General features: G+C 69.2%; 19 protein-coding genes. 13 read left to right on the forward strand and 6 right to left on the reverse strand.

What is annotated here, in order from left to right; all coding sequences use genetic code 11:
- Positions 1 to 7: 7 nt before the first annotated feature.
- The 8 genes from OG379_RS38730 (at position 8) to OG379_RS38765 (ending at position 7,435) form a co-directional block, all read left to right on the forward strand.
- A complete protein-coding gene (locus OG379_RS38730; protein ID WP_405668110.1) occupies positions 8 to 1,030 on the forward strand; it encodes a zinc-dependent alcohol dehydrogenase family protein in 1,023 nt (340 codons plus the stop codon).
- 223 nt (positions 1,031 to 1,253) lie between these two features.
- A complete protein-coding gene (locus OG379_RS38735) occupies positions 1,254 to 2,243 on the forward strand; it encodes an aldo/keto reductase (RefSeq protein ID WP_405668812.1) in 990 nt (329 codons plus the stop codon).
- A gap of 120 nt (positions 2,244 to 2,363) precedes the next feature.
- Positions 2,364 to 3,350 (forward strand): aldo/keto reductase, encoded by a 987-nt coding sequence (locus tag OG379_RS38740; RefSeq protein ID WP_405668814.1) that lies wholly within the window; start codon positions 2,364 to 2,366, stop codon positions 3,348 to 3,350.
- Positions 3,351 to 3,419: 69 nt separating this feature from the next.
- Positions 3,420 to 4,049, forward strand: a complete 630-nt coding sequence (locus OG379_RS38745; protein ID WP_405668111.1) for a zinc-binding dehydrogenase — start codon at positions 3,420 to 3,422, stop codon at positions 4,047 to 4,049.
- Positions 4,050 to 4,080: 31 nt separating this feature from the next.
- Complete coding sequence (locus OG379_RS38750; RefSeq protein WP_405668112.1) at positions 4,081 to 4,461, forward strand: DUF2255 family protein; 381 nt, start codon at positions 4,081 to 4,083, stop codon at positions 4,459 to 4,461.
- 42 nt (positions 4,462 to 4,503) lie between these two features.
- Positions 4,504 to 5,040 (forward strand): cyclophilin-like fold protein, encoded by a 537-nt coding sequence (locus tag OG379_RS38755; RefSeq protein ID WP_405668113.1) that lies wholly within the window; start codon positions 4,504 to 4,506, stop codon positions 5,038 to 5,040.
- A gap of 83 nt (positions 5,041 to 5,123) precedes the next feature.
- Positions 5,124 to 6,302 (forward strand): multidrug effflux MFS transporter, encoded by a 1,179-nt coding sequence (locus OG379_RS38760; protein WP_405668114.1) that lies wholly within the window; start codon positions 5,124 to 5,126, stop codon positions 6,300 to 6,302.
- 131 nt (positions 6,303 to 6,433) lie between these two features.
- Entirely contained in the window at positions 6,434 to 7,435 is a 1,002-nt protein-coding gene (locus OG379_RS38765) for an aldo/keto reductase (RefSeq protein WP_405668115.1), read from the forward strand.
- A 368-nt stretch (positions 7,436 to 7,803) separates the two neighbouring features.
- Here OG379_RS38765 and OG379_RS38770 read toward each other — a convergent pair whose 3' ends face one another.
- Entirely contained in the window at positions 7,804 to 8,259 is a 456-nt protein-coding gene (locus tag OG379_RS38770) for a MarR family winged helix-turn-helix transcriptional regulator (protein ID WP_405668116.1), read from the reverse strand.
- A gap of 71 nt (positions 8,260 to 8,330) precedes the next feature.
- Here OG379_RS38770 and OG379_RS38775 point away from each other — a divergent pair, with 71 nt between their 5' ends.
- Positions 8,331 to 9,122 carry an SDR family NAD(P)-dependent oxidoreductase gene (locus OG379_RS38775; RefSeq protein ID WP_405668117.1) on the forward strand — a complete coding sequence of 264 codons (792 nt, stop codon included), beginning with the start codon at positions 8,331 to 8,333 and terminating at the stop codon, positions 9,120 to 9,122.
- Positions 9,123 to 9,567: 445 nt separating this feature from the next.
- A complete protein-coding gene (locus tag OG379_RS38780) occupies positions 9,568 to 9,975 on the forward strand; it encodes an aldo/keto reductase (protein WP_405668119.1) in 408 nt (135 codons plus the stop codon).
- 47 nt (positions 9,976 to 10,022) lie between these two features.
- Here OG379_RS38780 and OG379_RS38785 read toward each other — a convergent pair whose 3' ends face one another.
- Positions 10,023 to 11,039 (reverse strand): zinc-dependent alcohol dehydrogenase family protein, encoded by a 1,017-nt coding sequence (locus OG379_RS38785; protein ID WP_405668120.1) that lies wholly within the window; start codon positions 11,037 to 11,039, stop codon positions 10,023 to 10,025.
- Positions 11,040 to 11,143: 104 nt separating this feature from the next.
- On the reverse strand, positions 11,144 to 12,085 hold the full coding sequence (locus OG379_RS38790) for a zinc-binding alcohol dehydrogenase family protein (RefSeq protein WP_405668121.1): 942 nt from the start codon (positions 12,083 to 12,085) through the stop codon (positions 11,144 to 11,146).
- A gap of 298 nt (positions 12,086 to 12,383) precedes the next feature.
- Here OG379_RS38790 and OG379_RS38795 point away from each other — a divergent pair, with 298 nt between their 5' ends.
- The 3 genes from OG379_RS38795 to OG379_RS38805 all read left to right on the forward strand — a co-directional run bounded on the left by OG379_RS38795 (position 12,384) and on the right by OG379_RS38805 (position 14,361).
- Positions 12,384 to 12,983 (forward strand): flavodoxin family protein, encoded by a 600-nt coding sequence (locus OG379_RS38795; protein ID WP_405668122.1) that lies wholly within the window; start codon positions 12,384 to 12,386, stop codon positions 12,981 to 12,983.
- Positions 12,984 to 13,025: 42 nt separating this feature from the next.
- Positions 13,026 to 13,418, forward strand: coding sequence for a nuclear transport factor 2 family protein (locus OG379_RS38800; protein ID WP_405668123.1), 393 nt, complete (start codon positions 13,026 to 13,028; stop codon positions 13,416 to 13,418).
- Positions 13,419 to 13,533: 115 nt separating this feature from the next.
- A complete protein-coding gene (locus tag OG379_RS38805) occupies positions 13,534 to 14,361 on the forward strand; it encodes a helix-turn-helix domain-containing protein (protein ID WP_405668124.1) in 828 nt (275 codons plus the stop codon).
- A gap of 638 nt (positions 14,362 to 14,999) precedes the next feature.
- On the opposite strand, the gene OG379_RS38810 is transcribed toward OG379_RS38805, so the two are convergent.
- Genes OG379_RS38810 through OG379_RS38820 form a run of 3 tightly spaced genes read right to left on the reverse strand, consistent with a single transcriptional unit; the run spans position 15,000 to position 19,289 of the window.
- Positions 15,000 to 15,692: a response regulator gene (locus tag OG379_RS38810; RefSeq protein ID WP_405668125.1), complete on the reverse strand. Its 693-nt coding sequence runs from the start codon at positions 15,690 to 15,692 to the stop codon at positions 15,000 to 15,002.
- Positions 15,689 to 17,020, reverse strand: a complete 1,332-nt coding sequence (locus OG379_RS38815; RefSeq protein WP_405668126.1) for a sensor histidine kinase — start codon at positions 17,018 to 17,020, stop codon at positions 15,689 to 15,691. The genes OG379_RS38810 and OG379_RS38815 overlap by 4 nt, the downstream gene beginning before the upstream one ends.
- Positions 17,021 to 17,027: 7 nt before the next feature.
- Positions 17,028 to 19,289 carry an MMPL family transporter gene (locus tag OG379_RS38820; protein WP_405668128.1) on the reverse strand — a complete coding sequence of 754 codons (2,262 nt, stop codon included), beginning with the start codon at positions 19,287 to 19,289 and terminating at the stop codon, positions 17,028 to 17,030.
- Positions 19,290 to 19,335: the final 46 nt, after the last annotated feature.

Genomic DNA, 19,335 nt, shown 5'->3' on the forward strand with positions numbered 1-19,335 from the left:
CATCATCATGCGTGGAGCCATCCTCTACGCCCCCGGGGACGTGCGCTTCGAGGAGCGCGCCGACCCGAAGATCATCAACCCGACCGACGCGGTTATCCGCACCGCCGCGACCTGTGTGTGCGGCTCGGACCTGTGGGACTACCGCGGCATCAACCCGGTCGAGCAGCCCACTCCGTTCGGCCACGAGTACGTCGGTGTCGTCGAGGAGGTCGGCAGCGAGGTGACGGCCGTCAAGCCGGGGCAGTTCGTCATCGGCTCGTTCTTCGCCTCCGACAACACCTGCGCGAACTGCCGCAACGGCTACCAGACCAGCTGTCTGCACCGCGAGTTCGTCGGCGCCGAGGGCTGCCAGGCCGAGAAGGTCCGTATCCCGCTCGCGGACGGCACCCTGGTAGCCACGCCCGACCAGCCCGCCGAGGAGCACATCGCCAGTCTGCTGGCCTGCTCCGACGTGATGGGGACCGGCTGGTACGCGGCCGTTGCCGCCGAGGTGCGGCCCGGCGACACGGTCGCGGTGGTGGGCGACGGCGCGGTCGGTCTGTGCGCGGTCATCGCCGCCAAGGAACTGGGCGCGACACGGATCATCGCCATGTCTCGGCACGAGTCCCGGCAGAAGCTGGCCCGCGAGTTCGGGGCCACCGACGTCGTCGCCGAACGCGGCGTGGAGGGCATCGCCCGCCTCAAGGAGATGACCGGCGGGATCGGCGCCGACCGGGTCCTGGAGTGCGTGGGCACGCCGGAGTCCATGCAGCAAGCTCTGCGCTCGACGCGGCCCGGCGGCAACGTCGGCTTCGTCGGCGTCCCCCACGGCGTGGCGCTCGACGGCGAGGAGCTGTTCTACTCCCACGTCGGCCTGCGCGGCGGCCCCGCCCCCGTCCGTGAATTCCTGCCCGACCTGATCGACCGCGTGCTCTCCGGCCGCATCGATCCGGGCAAGGTCTTCGACCTCACCCTGCCGCTCGAACAGGTCGCCGACGCCTACCAGGCCATGGACGAACGACGCGCCATCAAGGCACTTCTCACGCCCTGAGTCAGCTGGTTGCACGGCACGCGTTGCGCGTCGACTGTGACCGGCCGGCTGACGCCCAAGCGCGGCAGTTCCTGACGGATGTGTCTGCACATGCCCGGCGCCCTGCACGTGAGGACCTGCTGCAGGCGCCCCGCCACGGCCCGCGATGAGCTTCGTAGCGCACTGCGCGGTGTGCAGATACCCGTCGTACTGCCCTACTGGATTGGACGAACCACCCATGACGATGACGTACAACCACCTTGGCCGGACCGGTTTGAGGGTCAGCAAGCTCGGCCTCGGAACCATGAACTTCGGCTGGGTCGCCGACGAGCCCACCAGCTTCGCCATCCTCGACCGGGCCGTCGAGGAAGGCATCAACTTCATCGACACCGCCGATGTATACGGCGGACCGCAGTCACCCGACATGGAACAGGGCTACGGGCTCTCCGAGGAGATCATCGGCCGCTGGCTGGCCCAGGACAGTGGCCGGCGCGACCGCATCGTGCTGGCGACCAAGCTCTACCAGCCCATGGGCACCGGCCCGAACGACAAGTACCTCTCGGCCTACAAGATCCGCAGAGCTGCCGAGGACAGCCTCCGGCGGCTGCGGACCGACCACATCGACCTGTACCAGATGCACCACGTCGACCGCTCGACACCGTGGGACGAGATCTGGCAGGCCATGGAGCAACTCGTCCGCGAAGGCAAGGTCACCTACGTCGGCAGCAGTAACTTCGCCGGCTGGCACATCGCCACCGCCCAGCAGGAAGCGAGCAAGCGGCACTTCCTGGGCCTCGTCTCCGAGCAGAGCCTGTACAACCTCAACGCCCGCACCATCGAACTCGAACTGATCCCCGCCCTGCGTCACTACGGCCTCGGCCTGATCCCGTGGAGCCCCCTGGGCGGCGGCCTGCTCGGCGGTGCCCTGCACAAGGCGAAAAGCGGCCGGCGTTCGTCATCCGACTTCCTCGCCACCGTCGAGCAGCACCGGCCGCAACTCGAACGCTACGAAGCCCTCTGCGCGGACCTCGGCGAGCGGCCAGCGGACGTCGCCCTCGCCTGGCTCCTGCACAACCCGGCGATCGCCACCACCATCGTCGGGCCGCGCACCCCCGAGCAGCTGACCGAATCCCTGCGGGCCCCGCACCTGTCCCTGTCGTCCGAGACTCTCCGTGCGCTCGACGAGATCTGGCCAGGCCCCGGAGGCGAGGCGCCCGAGGCGTACGCCTGGTAGCAAGGCGAAGCCGCCGCCCGGTCGGGCCGCCGCTTCGCCGAGAACGACGCCCGACGCTCTGGCGGCCGCCCCACAGCTGCGCACCCCGCCACCGCGGTGGGCACCCCCAAGGAGGACACGATGCACCAGCGCATACTGGGGCGCGACTTGCGAGTCTCTGCCATCGGCCTCGGCACCATGGGCATGTCCCACGGTTACGGACCCAACCCCGGTGACCGCTCCGGCATGACCGCCGTGCTGCGCAGCGCCGTCGACCGCGGCATCACCTTTTTCGACACCGCAGAGGTGTACGGCCCCTACGCCAACGAGGAACTCGTCGGTCAGGCCCTTGCCCCGGTGCGTGACCGGGTGGTGATCGCCACCAAGTTCGGATTCCGCATCGAGAACGGCCGCTCCGTCGGCCTCAACAGCCGGCCCGAGCACATCCGCGCCGCCGCAGACGGCTGCCTCAAACGGCTCGGAGTCGAGACGCTCGACCTGTTCTACCAGCACCGCGTCGACCTTCAGGTGCCGATCGAAGACGTCGCCGGCACCGTCGGCGAACTCGTCCAGGCGGGCAAGGTCCGCTGCTTCGGACTCTCGGAGGCCAGTGCCCAGACCATCCGCCGCGCCCACGCCGCCCACCCGGTGACGGCCGTGCAGAGCGAATACTCGCTCTGGACCCGAGACCCCGAGCCAGCGATCCTGCCGACGTGTGCGGCACTCGGTATCGGATTCGTGCCCTTCAGCCCGCTCGGCAAAGGATTCCTAACCGGCACGGTAGATGCGTCGACGCCGTTCCCGGCCAGCGACATGCGCACGGGCATGCCACGGTTTACGGACCGGAACCGGGCGGCGAACCAGGTTCTCCTCGACCACGTCGCCACTCTCGCGCGTGCCAGGGACGCCACGCCGGGGCAGGTCGCGCTCGCCTGGCTGCTTGCCCAACATCCGTCGATCGTGCCGATTCCCGGAACACGGCGCACCGCGCGGATCGACGAGAACGCCGCCGCCACCGTGCTGCCGCTCTCCGCCGATGAACTGACCGACCTCAACGAACTCACACAGCGCATCGGTGTGCACGGAAACCGCTACAACGAGCAGCAGATGTCTCTGGTCGACACGTAGCAGCCCACGACGCGGGCTGCAGAGGGTGGGCCGCTGCATGCGGCTCACGGCGGGTACAGCGACTACGTCGTGCTGCCCGGCGCGTCGGTCACGCGCATCCCTGAGGGGGCATCCGCACCGGGGGCGGCGAGTTTCATCAACAACTCGCTGACCGCGCTCAACGCGCTCGACGCCTTGCAGCTCACCGCGGGTGCAACGCTGTTGGTCACCGGGGCGGCCGGCTCAGTCGGCGGCTACCTCACCCAGCTCGCCCACCACGCGGGCCTGCGGGTCATCACGATCGCCGGTCCCGGCGACGACGCCCTCGTACGTACTTTCGGCACCACCGAGGTCGTGCACCGCGGGCCGCACGCCGCCGCCGATGTCCTCGCCCTCATCCCGGGCGGGGTGGATGCGGTCGCAGATGCCGCTCTGCTCGGAGACGACATCGTCGACGCGATCCGCGACGGTGGGCAGCTCGCCACCTTTCGGCCCCACCACGGGGACCCCGGCCGTGGGATTCGCGTGCACGGGCTGAACGTGCGGCAACGCGCGATGGACCATGCCGCGATCACCCATCTGAGGGACCTCGTCAACGAGGGCGCCCTGACCATGCGAGTCGGGCCGGTACTGCCCGCCGCGGATGCCCCCGAGGCCCATCGCCTCCTGGACGCCGGCGGCGTACGTGGCCGCATCATCCTCGAGTTCCCCGTCCACTGACCCACCGCGGACCACGAAGGAAGGCAACACCATGAGCGCCTGGCTGGCCGAAGACATCTCCCGCATCGCCGCCGGTGACGACCTGCATATCGCCCCGTTCCGACCCGATGGGACCACCACGGGGACGCCGACCTGGATCTGGTCGGTGGCGATGGACGGGCGCCTGTTTGTGCGGGCATGGAACGGCGTCCGATCCCGCTGGTACCAGGCCGCAATGACTCAGCGCGCCGGGCAGATCACCGCGGCCGGTACCACCTACGACGTCGAGTTCCACCCCGCTGACCCGACGATGGGCGACCCGATCGACACGGCCTACCGGACCAAATACGCCGACAGCGACTACCTGCCGCCGATGGTCTCTGCCGGCCCGCAAGCCGCGACCGTCGAGATCACCCCGCGCGCCGACTCCTGAACAGGCCGCCCTCGATCGACTGGTGTGAAAGGAACCGCTTCCGTGAGATCAAAGCTCCGCCTGCTCGTCTTCGCCGTGGTGTTGCCGCTGGTGCTTTCCGCATGCAGCACCGCCTCCTCCGTCGGCAGCGGCGCAGCGACTTCGCCGTCATCAGCTGCATCGGCCCCTCCTTCCAGGGCCTTCTCCGCCATACCCGACTCCGACGACTCTGATGAGGCTGCCGAAACGGTCGTGGGGTTCACCGCCGGTGACACGTCGCTCGACGTCACCATGAAGGACAACCCGGCCGCTCGAGACTTCCTGTCCATGCTCCCGCTCACGCTCGAGTTCAAGGACTTCGCCGGCAACGAGAAGATCAGCTACCTTCCCCGCGAACTCGACCACGACGACACCGAAGGCTCCATCCTCAACCAGGGCGACTTCCTGCACTACATCCCCTGGGGCAACGTCGGCTTCTGGTACACCACCGACTCCAGCACCCACGCCGAGGACTCCCTCGTACTCGGCAGCTTCGACGCCACGCTCGACGAACTCGAACAGCCCGAAGGACGCGACGTCACCGTGAAGGCCCTCCCGTGAACAACCAGGCGACCCTTCCCCTCGGACACCACTCGACCACAAGCCCAGCGCGGCGCGTCGGGCCGGCACTGTCCACGCTTCTGATGCTCCTGACCGTGTTCGGCCCCATCTCGATGGACCTCTATCTACCCGTCCTGCCCTCGCTGACGAGCGAGCTCGGCGCAGCCACCTCGACGGCGCAGTTCACCCTGACCGCCTGCCTGATGGGACTTGCTGCCGGGCAGCTCATCGCCGGGCCACTGTCGGACCGATTCGGGCGCCGCACACCGCTGCTCATCGGGATCACCGCCTACATCGCCGCGTCTGCGCTGTGCGCGATCAGCCCGAGCCTCGCGACCTTGGTGATCGCCCGGCTCGTGCAGGGTCTCGCGGGCGCGGTCGGGATCGTCATCGCCCAGGCAGCCGGCAGGGACGTCTATGAAGGTGGCGCCCTGGTCCGATACTACGGGCGCCTGACCGTCCTCGGGGGCCTCGCCGCGATCATCGGCCCCGTCCTGGGAGGACAGCTCGCCCGCCTCACCGACTGGCGCGGCATCTTCCTCTTCCTCGCCGCGATCGGCGTGCTGCTGCTAGTCGCCGCCCTGATCATCTTCGGCGAGACGCTTCCCGACGACCAGCGCACCCGTGGCGGCATGAAGCAGACCGGCCGCGACTTCCGCCGCCTGTTCTCCGACCGCCTCTTCGTCGGATCGGTGCTTATCGCCGGCCTGACCTACGCCGCCCTGTTCGCCTACCTCTCCGGAGCGACCTACATCCTCCAAGGCACCTACGGGCTTTCCCCGCAGGCATACTCAATTGCGTTCGGCTTGAACTCCGCCGGGTTCATGATCTTCGGCTACATAGGCGGCCGCGCTGCCGAGCGGTGGTCCGAACGCGGCACGCTCATCATCGGCATCGCCATGACCGCCATCGGCTCCCTCGGGCTCCTGGCGACCGGACTGTGGAACCTGTCCCTGCCCGTCGTCCTCGTCTCCTTGTTCGCTCTCGCTTCCGGCGTAGCGTTCGCCGCGCCCCCGACCACGTCGCTCGCCCTGGCCGACTACCCGGAACTCGCCGGCACCGCCTCCTCCGTACTCGGGTGCGCCCGCTTCGGACTCGGAGGAGTCGCCGCACCGCTCGTCGGCCTCGGCGGCGCCCAAGCCGTCCTCCCGCTGGGCATCGTCACCGTCACCTCGATCGCACTCGCTGTCGTCGCCCATGTGGTGCTCGTCAGATCGATGCCTCGACAGCAACCCGGCATCCCGGGGCGCGAGGGCCTATAGGCCACGGGTCGGTGCCGGATGTCCGGCGGGCGAGGGCGGCGACGTGGTCGACGAGAGCCTGGTTCGCGGCGAAAAGAAGGGGGCACTCATAGAACCTCCCACATTCATCAACCGGAGTATTCAATATCGCTATGAAGTACACACGACTTGGAAGCTCAGGGCTCGTTGTCAGTCGCCTCGCGCTCGGCTGTATGACGTTCGGGGACACAGCGAGCGGTTTCAGTAAATGGGCGCTCAACCAAGAGGAAGCGGAGCCGGTCTTCCGGCAGGCTGTCGAACTGGGAATCACCTTCTGGGACACCGCCAACGCCTACAGCTTCGGCACCTCGGAAGAAATCGTCGGTCGTGCGGTAAAGAAGTACGCACGCCGCGAGGACATCATCCTCGCCACCAAGCTTTTCTACCCCATGCACGCGGGCCCAGGCGGCTCCGGAACGTCCCGCAAGGCGATCATGGAGCAGATTGACGCGTCGCTGACCCGGCTCGGCACCGACTACGTGGATCTCTACCAGATCCACCGCCTCGACTACGAGACGCCCGCCGAGGAGACGATGGAGGCCCTTCACGACGTCGTGAAGGCGGGCAAGGTGCGCTACATCGGCGCATCATCGATGCTGGCGTGGGAATTCGCCAAGCTGCAGCACACCGCTGACCTGCACGGGTGGACACGGTTCGTGTCCATGCAGGACCAGTACAGCCTCCTCATGCGGGAAGAGGAACGGGAGATGTTCGGCCTGCTCGCAGATCAGGGCGTCGGGAGCATCCCGTGGAGCCCGCTGGCGCGCGGCCGGCTCACCCGGCCCTGGGGCGAGGAGACCCACCGGTCCGAAACCGACCCCGCATACGGGCGCCTCTTCGTCGAAGAAGAGTCGAACCGGAAGATCACCGAAGCAGTGCAGTCGGTGGCCCACGCCCGAGGCGTGTCCATGGCCATGATCGCCCTCGCCTGGGTGTTGGCGAATCCGGTGGTCAGCGCCCCGATCGTCGGGGCCTCCAAACCGCATCACCTGACGGACGCCGCCGCGGCTCTCGACATCACCCTGACGGAAGAAGAGATCACCGCGCTTGAAGAGCACTACACGCCCCGGCTTCCCACCGGCATGAGCGCCGCAGACCGCCCGCCGTCGCGCTAGAACCGAAGAGGCGGTGGCCGTTTCCGTGGAACTCGTGGCGGACCGGTCCCGATAGCAACCGTGGCGGGGTTCGCACGTGAGGCTGAGGCCGGTATCAAGCTCCTCGGTGGCGGGTCCGGCGCGAATCCGGGCACGGAGCTTCGTGCCGTCGCCCGACTGCAGCTCAGCAAGGCCGCGTAGGCCGGGCGGCTGGATCGGGGGTAGCTATCCGCTGCGCGAAGTCGCCATGCCTATCGCCAAGTGATGACCGGTCACACCAGTGGGAAATCGTCCTGGTGCCGAGAGCCTGCCATCACAGGCCCTGTCGCCGGTGCCTGGCGGCACCGGCGACGTCGCTTCGACGGTACGGCGCGGCCCTGGCCCGGTACTCACGCTTCCCGCGCCGCGTCGGCCACTTGGTCGAGCATTCCTCGCAGCTGGGCTGATTCCTTCTGGCCGAGAGCGCCGGTGATCTGCAGCTCGATGTCAGCAATCACTCTGTCGGCCGCGCGCAACGCTGTGCGCCCGGCATCGGTGAGGTGCAGTTCCTGCACGTGCCGGTGGCGCGGGTGCTCGCGTCGCTCCACCTGCCCGCGGCTCTCCAGGCGCGCCACCAGTGAGGCCACGGCTTGGGGGGTGACGTTGAGGCGGCGGGCCAGCTCCGCGCCGGTCAGTCCCGGTTCGGAGTGCACTGAGATCAGGAGCGTGTAGTGCGAAGCCGCCAGGCCCAGCGGGCGCAACCGCTGCTCCTTCAGCGTCTGCACAGCCAGTTCCGCGCGGCGCAACGCCCAAGTGACCCGGTCTAGAGCACCGACCCCCACGGGATCCTCGTCGTTTCGTATCACGGGACCAGGGTATGACACTTCATACCTATCAAGCGTTTGACATAGGCCTAACGCTTGAGGACAGTTATTACATGACTCGCACTCTTGCTCTGATCACTGGCGCCTCCTCCGGCATCGGCGTCGCTTACGCCCGGCTCCTGGCTGACGACCACGACCTCGTCCTGGTGGCGCGGCGCGCCGATCGGCTCGCCGACCTCGCCGATGATCTCCGCGCCCGCGGGGCCGCCGTCGAGGTGCTGCCCGCCGACCTCATGACACACAACGGCATCACCGCCGTCACCAGCCGCCTGGCTGCCGGGGATGTAGGCATGCTCATCAGCAACGCCGGCGCCGGCGGCTATGCCCCGCTCACCGATGTCGAGCCGGCCGACATCGACGGCCTGCTCACCCTCAACGCCGTGGCCCCCATTCAGCTGGTCCGCGCTGCCCTTCCCGGAATGCTCGCGGCCGGCGAGGGCTCGATCATCACCGTCGCCTCGCTGCTCGCCTTCAGCGCGGGCGTCACGGACCCGCGAGCGCCTCGGCGCACCCTGTACGTCGCTGCGAAGGCCGCCACTCTGGGCTTCACCCGCACTCTTGCGGCCGAGATCGCTGACACCCCGCTCCGCGTCCAGGTCGTGTGCCCCGGCGTCGTGGCAACGGACTGGAACGGCGGAGCCGGCCACGACATCCCTTGGGCGATGTCGCCCGAGGACGTCGCATCGGCCAGCCTGACCGGCCTGCGCCTCGGCGAGACCGTCTGCGCGCCCGGCCTGGAAGGTCAGGACTCGGCTCTGGAAGCCCTGCTCGCCGCGGAAGCTGCGTTTGTCACGGGCGGCAACCAGCCCTCACTCGCGGCTCGCTACGCGCAAGCGCGAGCTTAGGGCGATCTGGGGGGTGGGCAGGTGACGGCCCCTGGAGAACGCTGACGGACTCGTTTTCCTCCGGCCGGACGGCTCCGGGAACGGAGGACACTTCGTCCGCCGCCACGAGCAGGCGGGCCTCGCGCCGACAGCGTGACCGCCAGCGCGTGAGCAGCCTGCCTCACTTGCCGACCAGGCCCATGTGCATCTCGCCGTCGCGGTCGCCGTTGACGCCGACGCCGCGATCTTTCCCGCCGGGCGGGCCACCGTCACCGCCTGAGAGCGTGCATGTCCGCCCGGACACCCACCCCAACGCCGTCCGCGAGGCAGGCACCATGACCGAACACCCGAGCATCACCCTCGCCCGCCGCCCGTACGAGTCGAAGATGGCCCGAGGTCGTCATGGAGATCACCGCCCCGGACCTCTCTGAGACATCACCGACGTGACCAGGGCTTCGGCCCGATCATGCCTCGGGTACGAAGCATTCGTCTCCGTACCCGCTGGTCCGAGACCGACCCCGCATACGGGCGCCTCTTCGTCGAAGATGAGCCGAACCGGAAGATCATCGAAGCAGTGCAGTCGGTGGCCCACGCCCGAGGCGTGTCCATGGCCATGATCGCCCTCGCCTGGGTGTTGGCGAATCCGGTGGTCAGCGCCCCGATCGTCGGGGCCTCCAGACCGCATCACCTGACGGACGCCGTCGCGGCTCTCGACATCACCCTGACGGAAGAAGAGATCACCGCGCTCGAAGAGCACTACACGCCCGGCTTCCCCCCCGGCATGAGCGCCGCAGACCGCCCGCCGGCCCGCTGGACCAAGAGCGCCCGGACGAGTGCAGTGAGCGGTATGCCCCGGCTCCCGCAGGCGCGGTAGCCGGGGCATTGCGAGGCCGGGGTTCGTGCGGTTCTGTCGGGCTGGGGTCAGGGGGTGAGGAGCGTCTTGATGGCGCGGCGCTCGTCCATGGCCCGGTAGCCCTCAGCGGCCTGGTCCAGAGGCAGGGTGAGGTCGAAGACCTTGCCCGGGTTGATGCTGCCGGACAGGACGCGGTGGATGAGGTCGGGCAGGTAACGTCGCACGGGCGCCGGGCCACCGCGCAGGCCGACGTGGGAGAAGAACAGCTCCTGCCCGTCGATGGCAACGCCGTGGGGGATGCCGGCAAAGCCGACGTTGCCGCCGGGCCGGGCGGAGCGCAGCGCCTGCTGCATGGACTGTTCGGTGCCGACGCACTCCAGCACGCTGTCGGCGCCGATGCCTCCGGTCAGTTCCTTGATGCGTGCGATGCCCTCGTCGCCGCGCTCGGCGACGAGGTCGGTAGCGCCGAACTCGCGGGCCAGTTGCTGACGGGAGGCGTGGCGGGACATGACGATGATGCGCTCTGCGCCGTGTTCCTTGGCGGCGATCACCGCGCACAGGCCCACGGCCCCGTCGCCGACGATGACTGCGGTGGAGCCGGGCCTGACCTCGGCGGCCTCTGCGGCCCACCAGCCGGTGCCCATGACGTCGGAGACCGCCAGCAGGCTGGGCACGAACCGGGCGTCGGGCTGCTCGGGGGTCGCGACCAGGGTGCCCTGGGCGTTGGGGATGCGCACGTACTCGGCCTGGCATTTGCTCATGAACTCGCGGTGCACACAATTCGACTGGTAGCCGTTACGGCAATTGGCACAGGTGTTGTCGGAGGTGGCGAAGGAGCCCACGACGAACTCTCCCGGCCTGACCGAGGTGACCGCGGAGCCGACCTCCTCGACGATGCCGACGTACTCGTGGCCCATGGGGTGGGGTTCGTCGACCGGTTCCAGGCCCCGGTAGGCCCATAGGTCCGAACCGCACACGCAGGTCGCAGCAGTGCGGATGATCGCGTCGGTGGGGTTCTCGATCTTCGGCTCGGGGGCGTTCTCCACCCGGATGTCACCTGGGGCGTATATCACTGTGGCGCGCATGGCGTTTTTCCTTCCATCAGGGAACTGATCGGGGGTACCGCGCCGGTTGAACACAGCGCGGCGGCATGGGGGCACCGAGCAGAGCGGGGGTGCCGTGGCCCGGTTCAGAAGATGAGGACCACTCGGCCGCGCAGACCGCCCTGGTCCAAAAGGCGGTGCGCCTCGACGGCCTGCTCCGCGGGCAGGATCCGAGCCACTCGCAGTGTCAGACGGCCTTCGTCCGCGAGCTGCCGCAGGCGCTCGAGGCGTGCGTGCTCGCGGGCGTAGTCCGGCACGAACGTCTGCTGGATCGTGATGCCGCGCTCGCGCTCGGCATCGGCGAGCTGGCCTCCGGCCGAGGTGGCGACCCGGCCGCCGTCGCGTACGGCCCGGGCCGCGCCGGCGGCGATACCGGCGCTGTCCACCAGGCCGTCCACACCCTGCGGGGCATACTCGCGGACCTGGCCGGCGAAGTCTGCCCCGCGTGCGACGACGATGTCGGCGCCGAGGTCGCGGACCAGTTGTTCGTCCTGGGGGGCGGCGTCGGCGATCACGCGCAGGCCGTCGGCCTGCGCCAGCTGAACGGCGTATCCGCCGACCGCGCCGGCGGCCCCGGTCACCGCGACGGTCCCGCGCTCGGGCATCTGCAGCAGGTCCAGGGCCATCTGCGCGGTCAGGCCGTTCATCGCCAGCGTGGCTGCTGCGGCGTCGCTGGCCCCGCGCGGGGCCGGCACTGCGGACTCGGCCGGGACGACCAGGTACTCGGCATACGCGCCGTGGGCGCCGGAGATCACAGCGATCACGGAGACCCGGTCACCGATGCTGACGCCGCTGCGCACGCCGGGGCCGACCTGGTCGACGATCCCGGCCGCTTCCATGCCCGGCACGTACGGGGGCTCGGCATCAAAGACGAACGCCTGGCCACGGCGCACCATCGCGTCGACCGGGTTCACCGTCGCGGCGCTCACACGGATCCGGATCTCTCCCGCACCCGCCTCCGGGACCGGAAGCTCCAGAATGCGCAGGGATTCGGGTCCGCCGAACTCACTCACGCCCATGGCTTTCATCACACCATCACCTCAACGAATTTTGGTGCGCAGCATCCCGCGCCCGACACCATCGAGAATGCCCCCGCCGAGAACCACCGGAAAAGAGAAAGTTTCCTTCCCGGGTACACATTTGTCGGGGGTACGGATTCCTCCCCCCTTCCTTGATTGACATCCGAGGCGAGCTGCGGCATGCCCTGTCCGAGCAGGTGGGGCAGGGTGCAGCATGGGGAGTAATCCTTCCCCCTCACAAGAGGCGGCGGCGGTGGCATGGTGAATTGCGAACACGATTCCATGATGTTGCGAGGGACAGAAATTCATGCATCAGTCGAACGGTCCGCTGGTCGCTGTCGCTTTTCATTCCGGCTACGGTCACACCACTGTTCTTGCCGACGCCGTGGTGCGCGGTGCGCGGGACAGCGGTGCCGACACCGTGTTGATCGCCGTCGACACGATCACCGACGACCAGTGGGCCCAGCTCGATGCGGCAGACGCGATCATCTTCGGTGCGCCCACCTACATGGGCACTGCCTCCGCCGCCTTCCACACCTTCGCCGAGGCCAGCAGCAAGCGCTGGTTCACACAGAGCTGGGTCGACAAGCTCGCGGCCGGCTTCACCAACTCCGGTGCCAAGAACGGCGACAAGTCCTCCACGCTGGGCTACTTCGCCACTATGGCCAGTCAGCACGGCATGCACTGGATCAGCCTGGGCCTGCAGCCCGGCTGGTCCTCGACCACCGGCAGCGAGAACGACGCCAACCGGCTGGGCTTCTTCCTCGGTGCCGGCGCCCAGACTCCCGTCGACGCCGGCCCCGATGCTGTCCACAAGTCAGACATCCTCACCGCCGAGCACCTGGGAGCACGCGTGGCCCAGCAGGCCGCCGTCTTCCGCGCAGGCCGCGCCGTGATTGCCGCCTGACCGCCGCTCCCCCCTCTGACGTCGCCCCACTGAGAGGTCATCATGTCCGAGCACCCGAACGTCACCCTGGTCCGTCGCCTGTACGAGTCGAAGATGGCCCCGGACGTCATCGACGAGATCGTCGATCCCGAGCTGGTGTGGGACATCACCCCCGGCTTCCCCAACGGGGGCGTCTACCAGGGATGGGCGAGCGTGAGCGAGGACTTCTTCGGCACGCTGCAGCCGCTCTTCGCCTCCCTCGGCTCCGTGTCCGAGGAATACCTGGCCGCCGGTGACGACCACGTCGTCGTCCTCGGCCACTACCACGCCACGACCGCTGCGGGTGCGCAGGCGGACGCGCGATTCGTCCACGTGTGGACCGTCCGCGGCGGTAAGCTCACCCGCCTGCGACAGACCGCTGACAGCCACGTCCTGCAGCAGGCCCTGGCAGGCTGAAGCCTCACGGCGGTGCCCCAGGCCAGGCGGTTACCACAGCTGGGCCACCCGGCCGCATGACGACCTCTGGCCTGCCGCCCCATGCGGCGGCAGGCCAGGTGTAAAGCTGGGAGACATGATCCGCGAACCACGTCTGAACGAGCTGGGTGAGTTCCTCAAAGCCCGGCGCGCCGAGGTCACCCCCGAACAGGCCGGATTGGCCGACGACGGCCAGCGCCGGCGTGTCACCGGCCTGCGGCGGGAAGAGGTCGCGCGTCTGGCAGCCGTCAGCACCGAGTACTACACGCGCATCGAGCAGGGACGGCTGCAGGCATCCGCACCGCTCCTCGACGACCTGGCCCGCGTACTCCACCTCAACGTCGACCAGCGCGCATACCTCTTCGACCTGGCCGCCAAGCCCACCCCGTCCACGGCCCCTCGTGCCCAACTCCAGCAGGTCGATGAGCAGGTCCAGCGGATGCTCGACGACCTCACCGCCACCCCCGCCTTCGTCATCGGCCGGTGCACGGACGTCCTGGCATGGAACAGCCTGGCAGCCGCCGTCTTCACCGACTTCGCGGCCATCCCCGACGACGAACGCTCCTACATCCGGCTGCTCTTCACCGACCCCGCCATGCAGCGCCTGTATGCCGACTGGGAAGAAGTAACCCGCCTGGCCATCGCCCAGCTGCGCATGGAAACCACGCGCTATCCCGACGAGCCACGTCTGGCCGCGCTGGTCCAAGAGCTCACCGCGAGCGACGCACGCTTCCGACGATGGTGGGGCGAACACGACGTCGCAGCTCGCGGCAAAGGCACCAAAGTCCTCCACCACCCCGTGGTCGGAGAACTCTCCCTCGACTGGGACACCCTCATCTGCGGCCCCGACCCCGACCAGAACATCGTCATCTGGACCGCGGCCCCCGGATCACCATCCCGGGGAAAACTGCAACTTCTGGCCTAGATGATCAAAGACGACCAAGCGGCCACCACCTGCTCTGCTGCCAGCCGAATGCGACCGCCGCACTTCGCGCAACCGCTCGACTCCGACATCTGCTCCCGGGACAGCGTTCGGGCCACGGTAGGTGTTGGCAGCGGGGGCCACCCCGGGGCCTGGGTCGCTTTGAGCGGCAGAAGAACCTCATGGGCTCGTCGCACCAGCCATACGCATCCGAAAAACCTCCCCTGGACAGTGAGGTGTCCTTCGTGCGAGAAGGCCGACGGCCCGGCGGACCAGCGAACGTGATACATGCGGAGCGCGAGGCGGGGCCACCGGACCGTTGCGGAGCCGGGAAGCACGCGGCGCATGGGACGGCACCCCCCGGGTACAGATCGGGCGTCTCATCCGGAATAGGGTGACCGAGCCGCTGCTGAGGGTGCTGCTCGACGCGGGCACCAGTTCGGTCCGCTGCCGGCGCGCGATGATGCTGCTGGTCTCGGCAGGCAGGTTCGCGTCCCGGTGATTACTCAAAGGGTTTGGGCTGACGAGGACACTGTCCGGGACGCGAACCACCGGTCCCCGCCTGCTCAGTCCTGACGACGAGGACTTCGTTATCAAGAGGCCATCACCCGACCGTTCAGCCACAGCCGCTCCGTATCGGACTACGGCAGGCGGTCGGTGCCACCGTCGTCGGTGGCACGGGCCAGGCCCGTTTGGTAGGCGATGACGACGAGTTGCGCCCGGTCGCGGGCCTCCAGCTTCGTCATGGCGCGCTGTACGTGGGCGCGGACGGTGAAGGGGCTGAGGAACATCCGTTCGGCGATCTCCTGGTTGGACAGGCCTGTCGCGACCAGAGCCACCATCTCGCGTTCGCGCGGGGTGAGTACGGCGAGCTGTTCGGGGTGGTGCGGCGGGGTGTCGTCCGGTGTGGCGAGGAAACGGGCGACCAGGGAGCGGGTCGCGGCGGGGGACAGGAGGGTGTCGCCTTCGGCGATCGTACGCACGGCGTCCAGGAGGTCCTCGGCGCCGATGCCCTTGCCGATGAAGCCGCCGGCCCCCGCGCGCAGCGCCTGGGCGACGTACTCGTCGGTCTCGTAGGTGGTGAGGATCAGGATGCGGCTGGCACGCAGCTCCGGGTCCGCGCAGATCTCCGACGTGGCGGTGAGGCCGTCCACCTCGGGCATACGGATGTCCATGATCACCACGTCCGGGCGCAGTTCCCGGGTGAGCCTCACCGCCTCCCTGCCGTCGGCGGCCTCGCCGACCACGGTGATGTCGTCGGAGCTGTCGAGAAGTAGCCGGAAGGCGCTGCGCAGCAGGGCCTGATCGTCGGCGAGCAGCACCCGCAGCGTCACGGCGTACCCCCGGTCTCCCGGTCGCCCGTCCTTTCGTCACCTGTCGCTTCGCCGGTCATCCATCCCTCGGTGATTGTTGCTTCGTCAGTTCCCCGCGTCGGGTCCTTGACAGGCGGCAGGGGCAGTTGGGCGGAGACGAGGAAGCCGCCCTCGGGGCGCCTGCCCGCGGAGAGGTGCCCCCCGACCGCGGTGGCACGTTCACGCATCCCGATCAGACCGAAACCGGGCGCCAGGTGCCCCGCCGTGGACATAGCCGATCCCGTGGAGGCGGTTGACGTTGTACGGGCGCCGGCTCCGTCGTCGGCGATGGTAATGGTCACGCGGTCGCGATTCCAGGCGAGGCGCACCCGGGCGCTGACCGTACCGGCATGCTTGGTCACGTTGGTCAGGGCCTCCTGGACGATGCGGTACGCGGTGAGGTCGACCCCCGGCGGCAGCGGCCTGGCCGTGCCCTCCTGGTCCACCGCCACCTCCAGACCCGCGCGGCGGAACGACTCGAGGAGCGTGGGAAGCCGGGACAGCCCGGGCGCCGGTTCGGCGGGCTCGGCCGCGTCCCCGGACTGACGCAGCAGACCTACCGTGGCCCGCAGGTCGTCGAGCGCGTCGCGGGTGGTCTCGACAAGTTCCATCAGGCTCGTGCGGGTCTGCTCCGGGCGGGTGTCGAAGAGGTGGGCTGCGACCGTGGCCTGCGCGTTGGCCAGGGTGATCTGATGGGCCACGAGGTCGTGCAGTTCCCGTGCGATGCGTACCCGTTCCTCGGCCACTCTGCGGCGCGCCTCGCTGTCCCGGCTCTTCTCGGCCCGCGAGGCCCGCTCCTCCACGGCCGCCAGGTACGCCCGTCGGTTCTGCACCGAGTGACCCAGTACGCCGGCCACCAGCGGGAACGCCGCCACCGCTCCTACCCTGCTGGCGTCCTTCCACGAGAGGGCACCGAGCAAGGGGGTCGAGGCGACCAGCAGTGCCACGGAGATGAGCGCCACGGCGCTCGCCGCGCGCCGTTCGGTGCGCGCGGCGAGCGAGTAGGAGTAGGCGGTGATCACGGCGGGGGCCACGATGAGCGGGCTCAGCAGGAGGCCCAGGAGCGGAGCCAGTACGCCGCTCGCGGTCGTGACCGCCATGGCGGCCAGGGGCGCCCGGTGTCGCACCGGCAGAACCGCGCAGGACACCACGGCGATGAAGTAGGCGGCGGCGGACGGCGGTGACAGCGTGCGGCCGTCGTCCTGCACCACGCCGCCGAGCAGGCAGAGCGCGAACGCCGTCGCCGTGATCGCCGTCTCCCGCCACCACGTGCCGCGTGGTCGCGGGCCACCGCCACCCGTGTTCGCCATGGCCGGCTCAGCTCCGGCTGACGGGCAGCCGCCGCACCGGCGCGTCGGCATCGGCTGCGGGGGCCGGGACATGCTTGCTCAGTGCCTCACCCTCGATATCCACATTCGGCAACACGCGGTTCAGGATACGGGGGAGCCACCAGGCCCGGTGGCCGAGCAGTGCCAGGATCGCGGGGGCGATCGCCATCCGGACGACGAAGGCGTCGAAGGCGACGGCGGCGGCCAGACCGACGCCCATCGTCTGGATGGTCGGGCTGCTCATCCCGATGAACCCGGCGAACACACTGATCATGATGATCGCCGCCGCGGCCACCACACGTCCGCTGTGCCGGAAACCGCTGACGATCGCTTCGCCGGGGGAGGCGCCATGGGCGTAGGCCTCCCGCATCCGGGTGAGGAGGAAGACCTCGTAATCCATGGCGAGACCGAACACGATGCCGATGACGAGAATCGGCATCAGCGACATGACAGGTCCGGTCTGCTCGATGCCGAGCAGGTCCGCCCCCCAGCCCCACTGGAAGACGGCGACGAGGACGCCGAAGGCGGCGCCCACGGACAGCAGGAAACCGAGTGCGGCTTTCACCGGGACCAGGACCGAGCGGAAGACCACCATCAGCAGGAGCACCGCCAGGCCGATGACCACGCTCAGATACGGGATGAGGGCGTCGGACATGGCTTCGGAGATGTCGATGTTCAGCGCGGTGGTCCCGGTCACCAGGACGCCGGCGCCCGTGGCGGACTCGACGCCCCGGACCGCTCCGCGAAGCGCGTGCACCAGGTCCTTGGTCTTGCCGCTGTTCGGCGCGGTCTGCGGGACGGCGGTGAGGACGGCCGTGTCCTTGGCCCGGCTGAGAACCACATCACCGACCGACGCGACCCCGTCCACTGCCCGTACGGCCTTGACGACCTGGTCCGTGGTGGCCTGGGTGTCCCCGGAGTCCGGGGATGCGGGTGCCGACATGTCCACGACGATGGTCAGCGGGCCGTTGAAGCCGGGGCCGAAGCCTTCCGACAGCAGGTCGTAGGCGCGGCGCTGGGTGGTCTCCACCGACTTGGACTCGTCGCCGGGCAGGCCGAGTTCGAGGCTCAGTGCCGGCAGGGCCACGGCGCCGAGACCGAGCCCGGCGGTCAGCAGCACGGCCACCGGCCGGCGCAGTACGAACCGTGCCCAGCGGGTGCCGAGCCCGGGCCGCCGGTCGGCGGAGGTGGGGGCCGGGTGCGGGCGGTCGCGTCCCGGCCGGGTGGACTTGCGGACGGCGCGGGACAGTACCCGCCGGCCGAAGAAGCCGAACAGCGCGGGGACCAGGGTCAGTGCGACGAGTACGGCCAGGGCCACGGCGCCCGCGCCGCCCAGGCCCATCCTGGTCAGTTCGGGGATTCCGACGACGCCCAGCCCTGCCAGGGCGATCAGGACGGTCGCGCCCGCGAAGACGACGGCGGATCCGGCCGTGCCCACCGCCCGGCCCGCGGCCTCCTCCGGTTCGCTGCCCTGGGCGCGCTCGTCGCGGAAGCGGGAGGTGATGAAGAGCGCGTAGTCGATGCCGACGGCGAGGCCCAGCATCAGCGCCAGGATGGCGACGGTGGACGTCAGGCCCAGCGGCACGGCCAGCGCGGAGACCAACCCGAAGGCGATGGCCACGCCCACGAAGGCGGTCAGCAGCGACAGTCCGGCCGCGACCAGCGAGCCGAGGGCGAGGATCAGCACCACGGCCGCGACCGCGACGCCGATCATCTCTGTCGTACCGCCCAGTTCCTCTTCCGCGTCCAGGGCCGAGCCGCCGATCTCCACGGTGAGCCCCGCGTCCCGGGCACGGCTCGCGGCGTCTTCGAGAGTGCTCTTCGTCGACTCGGACAGGTCGACGGCGTCCGCGGTGTAGGTGATCGTGGAGTAGGCGATGGTGCCGTCCGTGCTGACCGCGCCGGTCTCGTAGGGGTCGGTGGTCGACGCCACCTGGCCGCCCCCGGCCAGCGAGCCGAGCGTGTTCTTGACGGCTACCCTGTTCTCCCTGGCCGTTACCTTCTGTCCGTCCGGGGCCTGGAACACCAAGCGGGCTTCGGCGCCCTGGGAGTTGCTCTGCGGGAAGCGCTCGTCCAGCAGGTCGAACGCTTTTTGCGACTCGGTGCCGGGCATGGCGAGGTCCTCGTCCTCACTGGCCGGCGCCAAGGCCGCGGCGGCCACGGCCACCACCAGGGCACCGAGCCAGAGACCGCCCACGAGCCGGCGCCGCCGGAAGGCCCACCGTCCGACCCGGTAAAGAATTGTCGCCACCGTTGATCACTCCAGACACCGTTAGGCGCGCCAGGCAAAGGAATTA

The organism is Streptomyces sp. NBC_01166 (assembly GCF_045039765.1).
Classification (GTDB): domain Bacteria; phylum Actinomycetota; class Actinomycetes; order Streptomycetales; family Streptomycetaceae; genus Streptomyces.

Bases quoted from the DNA above. Each gene is read 5' to 3' on its own strand.
- OG379_RS38730 (WP_405668110.1), top strand. From the start codon at position 8: ATGCGTGGAGCCATCCTCTACGCCCCCGGGGACGTGCGCTTCGAGGAG.
- OG379_RS38735 (WP_405668812.1), top strand. From the start codon at position 1,254: ATGACGTACAACCACCTTGGCCGGACCGGTTTGAGGGTCAGCAAGCTC.
- OG379_RS38740 (WP_405668814.1), top strand. From the start codon at position 2,364: ATGCACCAGCGCATACTGGGGCGCGACTTGCGAGTCTCTGCCATCGGC.
- OG379_RS38750 (WP_405668112.1), top strand. From the start codon at position 4,081: ATGAGCGCCTGGCTGGCCGAAGACATCTCCCGCATCGCCGCCGGTGAC.
- OG379_RS38760 (WP_405668114.1), top strand. From the start codon at position 5,124: ATGCTCCTGACCGTGTTCGGCCCCATCTCGATGGACCTCTATCTACCC.
- OG379_RS38765 (WP_405668115.1), top strand. From the start codon at position 6,434: ATGAAGTACACACGACTTGGAAGCTCAGGGCTCGTTGTCAGTCGCCTC.
- OG379_RS38775 (WP_405668117.1), top strand. From the start codon at position 8,331: ATGACTCGCACTCTTGCTCTGATCACTGGCGCCTCCTCCGGCATCGGC.
- OG379_RS38780 (WP_405668119.1), top strand. From the start codon at position 9,568: ATGCCTCGGGTACGAAGCATTCGTCTCCGTACCCGCTGGTCCGAGACC.
- OG379_RS38785 (WP_405668120.1), bottom strand. From the start codon at position 11,039: ATGCGCGCCACAGTGATATACGCCCCAGGTGACATCCGGGTGGAGAAC.
- OG379_RS38790 (WP_405668121.1), bottom strand. From the start codon at position 12,085: ATGAAAGCCATGGGCGTGAGTGAGTTCGGCGGACCCGAATCCCTGCGC.
- OG379_RS38795 (WP_405668122.1), top strand. From the start codon at position 12,384: ATGCATCAGTCGAACGGTCCGCTGGTCGCTGTCGCTTTTCATTCCGGC.
- OG379_RS38800 (WP_405668123.1), top strand. From the start codon at position 13,026: ATGTCCGAGCACCCGAACGTCACCCTGGTCCGTCGCCTGTACGAGTCG.
- OG379_RS38805 (WP_405668124.1), top strand. From the start codon at position 13,534: ATGATCCGCGAACCACGTCTGAACGAGCTGGGTGAGTTCCTCAAAGCC.
- OG379_RS38815 (WP_405668126.1), bottom strand. From the start codon at position 17,020: ATGGCGAACACGGGTGGCGGTGGCCCGCGACCACGCGGCACGTGGTGG.